This window comes from Dyella sp. (genome assembly GCF_035508675.1).
Lineage (GTDB): Bacteria > Pseudomonadota > Gammaproteobacteria > Xanthomonadales > Rhodanobacteraceae > Dyella_B.
The window spans coordinates 1-8,058 of sequence record NZ_DATJMN010000403.1; the positions used below are offsets into that span (position 1 = coordinate 1).

Here is an 8,058-nt window from a genome sequence, read left to right on the forward strand (position 1 = left end):
GGAAGCAGCAGAACCAAAAATAAAACCAGCCGGGCCAAGCAGGCTACGCTGAGGGTAGGCGAATGGTCGCGCATCATGCAGCTGGATCACTCCCAACTGCCATGTCATGAAAAGGCATGACAACGATCCTCTAGTTATCCCCCGCTCTCACGTAAGCATCATGCGTCGCGCGACAAACCAGAGCGACTCCATCATAACGGCTACCCACCGCCATCTGGCAACGATGACCGACAGCCGATACGCGCTAGTCGGTCTAAGGCGTAAATGGAGAATTCGTTGTCCGTGGTATTTGACGCGGTCAGGCCAACGGACGTGTAAAGTCCCTCGCTCTGTCGGATAGGGCAACGGGTGCAACGCGCATGACGAATGCGATCGGTAAGAAACACGCCATGCTTTGGATTTTGACGGGCATGGCCTGCTGGTCTTCGTCTCTTTGGGCCGGATCGGCGTCGCCGGCCATGGATACGCAAGCCCCCGTGCAACGCCCGCTGGATCAACCCCAGCCGCCACCGGGCCCGGGTCCCAGCGCCGCAACGATCAAAGCGTGGCAGGATCGCAAGTTCGGCATGTTCATTCACTTCGGCCTGTATTCCCTTGCCGGCGGCATGTGGAACGGCCAGCGCGTGAACAATGGCTACAGCGAGCAAATTCTTGCGAACGCGCCGATTCCACCCAAGCAATACGAGGCGCTGGCGGCACGCTTCGATCCCGTGCATTTCGATCCCGATGCGATCGTGGCGCTCGCCAAGGCGGCAGGCATGAAATTTATCGTGATCACCGCCAAGCATCACGACGGATTCAATTTGTTCCACACCGCGCAAACGCCTTACAACGTGGTGGACGACACGCCCTATCACCAGGACATCGTTAAACAGCTTGCCGAGGCGTGCGCGCGCGGCGGACTGAAGTTCGGCGTGTACTACTCGACGATCGATTGGCATCACCCCGGTGGAAATACGTACATCGAGGGCAACAGCAACCCGATTACCTCCGCGCAGGAGGCTTTCAATGTCGCGCAGCTCAAGGAGCTGATGAGTCACTACGGACCCATTGCGGAAATCTGGTTCGACATGGGCAAACCCACGCCCGCGCAAAGCGCGCATTTCGCGCAAACCGTACATGCGCTGCAGCCGCAGACCATGATTTCGGGGCGCGTGTGGAATCACCAAGGCGACTTCGCCGTGATGGGCGACAACGCCGAACCGGATGTCGGCATGGAATTGCCCTGGCAATCGCCGGCGTCCATGTTTCCGCAAACGTGGGGTTACCGTTCATGGCAAACGCGAACGGATCTGCCCGGCAAGATTCGCGAGAACATCGCGCGGCTGGTGCGCGTCGTAAGCCAGGGCGGCAACTACATTCTCAACATCGGGCCGGAAGGCGACGGTTCCGTCGTGCCCTACGAGGCGGAGGTATTGCACGGCATCGGCGTATGGTTGAAGCGCAACGGCGAGGCCGTCTACGGCACGCGAAAGCAGCCGTTCGCCGCGCTCGATTTTGGTTATGCCACCGTCGGCCCGCATGCGATCTACCTGTTTGTGGCGAAGATGCCGTCGGATCATCAACTGCATGTGCCTGGCTTGGCGGACACCCAATTGGGTCGCGCTTATCGACTCGGTTCGCCCGATTCCACGGTAACCATTCAACGCAACGGCGACGACATCAGCATCGCGTTGGATCGTCTGGCGAACTGGCCGATGAAAGATGCCGGCGGCACCGACACAGATGCCTTCATGCCGGTCGTAGTGCTGCCTTTTCAGGGTGAGCTGCATGCGCGGCCTCACACGATCGCCGCGGCGCAAGACGGTCATTTTCAGTTGCAACCGGCACAAGCAGAGCACTATCTGAATTACAACGGCGAAGGTTACGAAGCACCCGCCACGCTCTACAAATTGAGTTGGCAGATCGATGCCAACGCGATCGATTACGCCCTCACCGTTCGCTACACGCCATCGTCTGAAAACGCGAAGATGGATGTGTGGGTCGACGGCCATCGCTATCCGTTGAATCTTGCGCACGCGGCCACGCATAACGAAGAACAAAACACTCGGACGGTGCGCGTACGTCGCGATCGCGCCACGCATCCTTACGCAATGCAAGTGGAGCTGACGCCATCCTCGCCCTTCCGCCAAGGCACGCCGCTTCCGACAACGGTGCAATCCGTGGCGTTGTCTCCGGCAACGGGCGCGACGCAGTAACGTGCGCTCAACCCGCACCATGGGGCTGTCGAGCGCGGCCCTCGGCCGGCGACACGCCGTCGTGTTCTTGTCATAAGGTGACCCTATAGGTCCGCGCGCCGGCAGCCGCCTGCTGAAAAAGGCGCGGGAGGATAGCCCCACCGCGCCTTTCCCCATGGCATAAACATTGCTCACGCTTCCTGTTGGGGCGATCTCGTACGGAATGAGGTTCGCCCTGTCCACGTGTCCACGAACGGCATGCAGGGGAGCCATGCAGCGGTCCGATGCCCAATCGAAAACGCCAGGCATGCCGATGGCTCTCGTTGCCTTGCTTGCGCTTGGCCACTGCATGGCGTTCATCGATCGCAACCTGCCTGCCGTAGCCGCACCGCTGTTGAAGACGGACCTAGGCTTGACGGACACGCAGATGGGTCTGCTCGACGGGCCTGCGTTCGCCGCGCTGTACGTAGCCGGCATGCTGGCGAGCTGGCCGCTGGCGCATTCGTCGCATCGCCTGCGGTCGCTGGCTGGCTGCATCGCGATCTGGATGCTTGGCATGGCGATCTTTGCGTTCGGCCATTCGTTCGCGACGCTGGTCGTGGCGCGTGCGCTGGTGGGATTGGGGCAGGCTGCGTTTGTGCCGCTCGCGCTGGGTTTGATCGTGACCTACGCGCCAGCGCCGTGGCGTGCGCGTTCGATGGCGATATTCACCGCCGGAGCGTCGGCCGGACGAAGTCTGTCGCTGTTGTTGGGCGGTGCGGCATTGGCGCTGTTCGCAAAATGGTTGCCGGCGTCGGCGTTTACGCACTGGCGCTTGCTTTTCCTGGTGATGGCCGCACCGAACCTCGTGTTGATCGTGTTGCTGCTGTGCCGCGCCGAACCTTGCTCCGCGCTGCCGGCGACGCGTACGCCTGTTTTCAGTCAGATGTTTGCCTCGTTCCGCGAGCGCCCGGTCATGATGAGCGCGTACCTGTGTGGTGCCGCCGCCAGCGTTTTGGTCGTGCAGACCGTGGGCGCATGGGCGCCATCGGTGTTGCATCGCCAGCAAGGGTTGACGCCTGCCGCGGCGGCGCTCGTTTTTGGCGCGGCACTGCTGGTCGCCTCGCCGTTCGGGCATTTCATCGCGGGGACACTGGTCGACAAGCGCGGGGAGAAGCTGTCGCCCACGTCGATCGTGGCCGGTGCGTTGTTGCTGGTGATTCCTGTGATCGCGGTGATGCCGTTCGCCCACTCGGCCGTAACGGCGTGCCTGCTGTTTGCGCTCGCTTCGCTGATCGGCGGCACGGCCGCCGTCGCGGCGCTGGCGGGATTGCCCGACTTGCTGGATCCCTCCTTGCACGACGTGGGTTTGCGCGTGTTTCTCGCGTTTATTACCGTGGTGGGCGTAGCGCTTGGTCCGTTTATGGCGGGGGTGGTCAGCGACGGGCTAGGCATGGGGGGCCATGGCTTGTCCTGGGCGTTGAGTCGCGTATGCGTCACCGCGGCCATCGTGGGCATTGTCGCGGCGTGCTTGGCGCGTACCAGTTGGCGGCGCGCGGCCATGGAGGGCGTCGGGTGAGCGAGATTTTCGCGTTCGACAGTACGGCATTCGAGCCGGATGTGGCATTTGCACGCTATTGCGATCTGTATGCGCGCGGCGCGGATATCGAGCGCACCAATGCGCCGTTCTTTGCGCGGGTGCGCAGCTGGCGCCTGGATCGCACGATCTTGTTTGCGCGCGAATACGGCGGCATTTGCCATCGTCGCCGGGAACGCGTGGAGTCCGATGGGTTCGATCACTTCACGTTGAATCACGTCGTCGCCGGCGAACTGTTCGCCGGCCCCGACGGCAAAGCCATGTCGATCAAACCGGGCGAAAGCCTGCTGATCGATACCTCCGAGCCGGCGGAAACCGGCGCCGACCACGTGGTGCTGATCACCGTGAGTCTGGCGCGCGACAGTGTGCGCGCGGCAGTCGGCGACGTAGAAGGTCTGCACGGTTATCTGATCGGCGCAAGCGAGGGCGGTTTGCTTGGCGCCATGTTGCGGGCCCTGGTCGAGCAAATGCCTCACCTGCCATTTGTCGCGCATGCGGCGGTCACGCGCACGCTCATCGATCTTCTGTCGGTGGCGATCAATCCCTACGGCTCGGGCGCTCGCTCGGAGTTCTATCGGCTCGAGCACGTGCGCTACGAATCGGTGCGGCGGTTGATCGAGGCAAACGTCGGCGCGCCTGACTTTTCCATCCAGGACATTACCAACGCCACCGGCATTTCGCGGGCCGGCCTTTACCGCCTTTTCGAATCCTGCGGCGGCGTCAATCGCTTTATCCAGATGTGCCGGCTGCAGCAGCTGCGCGATCGGCTGGACAACCGCGCCTTCGACGCCATGTCGCTGGCCGAACTGGCTCCCAGGCTCGGGTTTTCCGACGAAAGCCATGCGAGCCGGCTGTTCAAACAAGCTTTTGGCATCACCCCGGGCGCCTACCGTGCGGCCAGCATTCGCGGTACGCAAGATCCTGCGGTCGACCTGATGGCCTGCCGCTGGAACAGCACCCTCTCCGAGCTGCAGTAAAAGCCTGGGCCGGGCTCGCTTTCCTGTATGTGCGTTTCTAACGTGAAACGCACAGACATGTCCCTTCTCCTTCCAAGCCCCTAGCATTAATCACAATTTAAAGCTGTGATGTGCTTCACATATAAATAAGTGGTGCGATAGGCGGGAAGCTGGTCGTGCCAGATAGTGGCCATAGCCTACAGGGGGCTAGATGGATCGCCGGTTTCACTTTACCTCGGGCCTGCCCAGGTCCGGGTCTACGCTGTTGTCAGCCATCTTAAGTCAGAACCCGCGGTTCCACGCCGGCATGAGCGGCCCGATCGGCGGCGCGTTCAACACCATGCTGGGCGAGCTCAGCGGTCGCAACGAGTACTCGGTATTCGTCTCCGACGATCAGCGTCGACGCATGCTCAAAGGCATGTTCGACAACTACTACGGCCCCGAATACGGCGCCGAGGTGGTGTTCGACACCAATCGCGCGTGGTGCACCAAGATGCGCCAGCTCAAAGAGCTGTTTCCGCAGGGCAAGGTGATCGCTTGCGTGCGACACGTGTCGTGGATCATCGACAGCATCGAGCAGCTGATTCGCAAGAACACCTTCCAGCCTTCTTCCATCTTCAACTATCAGCCCGGCGGCACGGTGTATTCGCGCGCCGAAGGCCTTGCCAACGGCGATGGCATGGTGGGTTACGCCTACAACGCGTTGAAAGAAGCGTTCTACGGCGATGAAACCTCCAACCTCATGCTGCTGCGCTACGAAACGCTGACCAGCGAGCCGGCACGCGCGATCGCCGCGATCTACGACTTCATCGGCGAGCCTGCCTACCAACACGATTTCGAAAACATCAGCTATCAGGCGGACGAGTTCGATTTGCGCGCGGGCACGCCGGGCTTGCACACGGTGCGCAAGAAAGTTGCCGTGCGCGAGCGCAGCAGCGTGTTGCCGCCGGATGTGTTCCGTCGTTTCGAAAACGACGCCTTCTGGCTCGATCCCGCGCTGAACCCTCGCAACGTGAGGGTGGTTTGACGTGCTGCGCGCGTACCGCAAAACGCTTTTTCACATGACCGGCCACTCGTCCGTCGCGCATGCGCGTACGCCGCGAGCGGCTGAACGCAACGCCATAAATCCAACACATCGGAAGTAACAGGGGAGCTCGCCGTGAATCGCATCTATCGACTCGTTTTCAATCGCACGCTCGGCATCATGCAAGTTGCATCGGAACTGGTTGCCGCGCCCAAGGGCGCCGCCGCCGGCGGTGCCGACGCACCGTCGAAGCCGGAGCTGACATCGCGCCTGCTGGTGATCGCGGTGGCTGCCGCGCTGGCAACAGCGGCTTCGCCGTTGATGGCGCAGACGTGTGTGCCCAGCTCGACCACAATCTGCGGCGTGAATGGCGGTGCCGGCGGTGCCGGCACCACCAGCGATCAACCGGGTGCGGGCGGTACCGGTTCCGTGACCTCCGGCGCTTACGCCAATAGCGGCGGCACGGGCGGTTCGGCTGGCAGTACCGGTTACGCAGGCCAGGGCGCCAACAACTCCGGAGGGGCTGGCGGTCCTGTCGACCTTCCTGGTGGCGGCGGTGCGGGTGGTGGATTGGGCACGCTCGGCAATGGTGGCGGCGGCGGCGGTGGTGGCGACTTTGCCGACGTTTATTACGGCGGTGGCGGTGGTGGCGGCGGCGGTGGTGCGGGCCAGACGGTCAGCGGCACCTCCTTTATCAACCCGGGCAGCATTGTGGGTGGCAACGGCGGTAACGGTGGCAACGGCGGTTTCTCCAGTTCGTCCGGCTACGGCGGCGGCGGCGGTGGCGGCGGCGCGGGTGTGTATGCCAGCGCGGGCAGCACGATCACCAGCGGTTCGGGCACAACGATCACCGGCGGTGCAGGCGGCAATGGCGGCGGTGGCTTCATTGCTGCGGCCGGCGGTAACGGCGGCGCCGGGGTCGCGGGTGTGGGTTTTACCCTCAACAACAGTGGCACTGTTGCGGGCGGTGTCGGTGGGTATGGCGGCGGCTCGGTAAGCGATGGCGGTTTTGGCGGTAACGGCGGTGCCGGTGGCATAGGGGTTTCGGGTAGCGGCCTGACCATCACTAACAGCGGTCAAATCCTCGGCGGAGCCGGTGGTGCGGGTACCAGCGACAGCGAAATGGGTGGAGTCGGTGGCGCCGGTGGCGCGGGCGTTTCGATAGTCAATTCGTCACTGACCAATACCGGCAGTATTGCCGGTGGCCATGGTGGTACGGGCGGTAGCGGCTATTACGGAGGCACAAATAGCGGGGGCGCAGGCGGTGTTGGCGTCGTGGCGACGGGCGGCTCCACCATCACTAACAGCGGCAGCATTGCCGGAGGCGTTGGCGCGGACGGCACCCAGGCCGACGCGATCGATCTGAGCGGCGGCGGCAATACGTTGGTGCTGGAAGCGGGTTCGACCCTTACCGGCAACGTAGTCAGCAGCAGCGGCACCACCAACGGTGGCGATACCCTCGACCTGGGCGGCGACACCAATGCCACGCTCACCGGTTCGATCGACCAATCCGGCAACGGTGCGCAATACCAGGGCTTCGCCAACTACGAAAAGACCGGCAACAGCACCTGGACGTTGGACGGTACCGTCAACACCAGCGCGACCTGGCAGATCCAGGGCGGCGAACTCGACCTGGCCGGCAGCGGCAGCATGTTCACCGGCGGCTTTGTCATGTCCTCGGGAACCACCCTTGGGGTGGGGGCACAGATCCTGGTGACTGGAACGAACGGTGGCTATGGGAGCACGGGCACTTCAGGTTCGGACGGCTCGGTTTCGGGCGGCACCACGGCGACGGCAGGTAGTGCGGGCGGCGCCGGTTATGCGGGCGGCGCGGCGGTCAGCGGTACGGGTTTTACCGTAAACAATCAGAGCGAGATCCTCGGCGGCACAGGCGGCAACGGTGGCGCGGGCGGTAATGGCGGTAGCGGTGCGGCGGGCGGCGCCAAGTACAGCGGAAACCCCGCACCCGGATCCGGCGCTAACGCAGGTGCCGGCGGTAGCGGTGCGATGGGTGGCGCGGGCATCAGCGGCGCGGGGATAACCCTCACCAACACCGGGTTGATCATGGGTGGCGCGGGCGGCAACGGTGGCAACGGTGGCACGGGCGGTAGTGGCGGCAAGTACCTGCCCCCACCCCCGGGCACTGCCCAGGCTGGGACGAACGCCGCGTTTGGCAGCGGTGGCAATGGCGGCGCAGGCGGCAACGCCGGCATGGGCGGTGTCGGTGTGAATGCAACCGGTACGAGCACGCTGACCAACTACGGTGGGATCAGGGGTGGTTACGGTGGCGCCGGTGGCCAGGGCGGCAACGGCGGAAGCGCCTCC

General features: G+C 63.5%; 5 protein-coding genes. All 5 read left to right on the top strand.

The genetic code is table 11. The annotated features are described in order from the left end of the window. The first annotated feature begins 458 nt into the window (after nucleotides 1-458). Nucleotides 459-2,198, top strand: a complete 1,740-nt coding sequence (locus tag VMA74_RS21410; protein ID WP_325370727.1) for an alpha-L-fucosidase — start codon at nucleotides 459-461, stop codon at nucleotides 2,196-2,198. Between the two features lie 292 nt (nucleotides 2,199-2,490). Next, the gene (locus VMA74_RS21415) at nucleotides 2,491-3,735 is read left to right on the top strand and encodes an MFS transporter (protein ID WP_325370729.1); all 1,245 of its coding nucleotides are present in this window, start codon (nucleotides 2,491-2,493) and stop codon (nucleotides 3,733-3,735) included. Then, nucleotides 3,732-4,730, top strand: a complete 999-nt coding sequence (locus VMA74_RS21420; RefSeq protein WP_325370730.1) for a helix-turn-helix domain-containing protein — start codon at nucleotides 3,732-3,734, stop codon at nucleotides 4,728-4,730. The genes VMA74_RS21415 and VMA74_RS21420 overlap by 4 nt, the downstream gene beginning before the upstream one ends. 190 nt (nucleotides 4,731-4,920) lie before the next feature. Next, the gene (locus VMA74_RS21425; RefSeq protein ID WP_325370732.1) at nucleotides 4,921-5,736 is read left to right on the top strand and encodes a sulfotransferase; all 816 of its coding nucleotides are present in this window, start codon (nucleotides 4,921-4,923) and stop codon (nucleotides 5,734-5,736) included. 132 nt (nucleotides 5,737-5,868) lie between these two features. Next, nucleotides 5,869-8,058, top strand: a 2,190-nt coding sequence (locus VMA74_RS21430) for an ESPR domain-containing protein (protein ID WP_325370734.1), incomplete at its 3' end; no start/stop codon positions are given.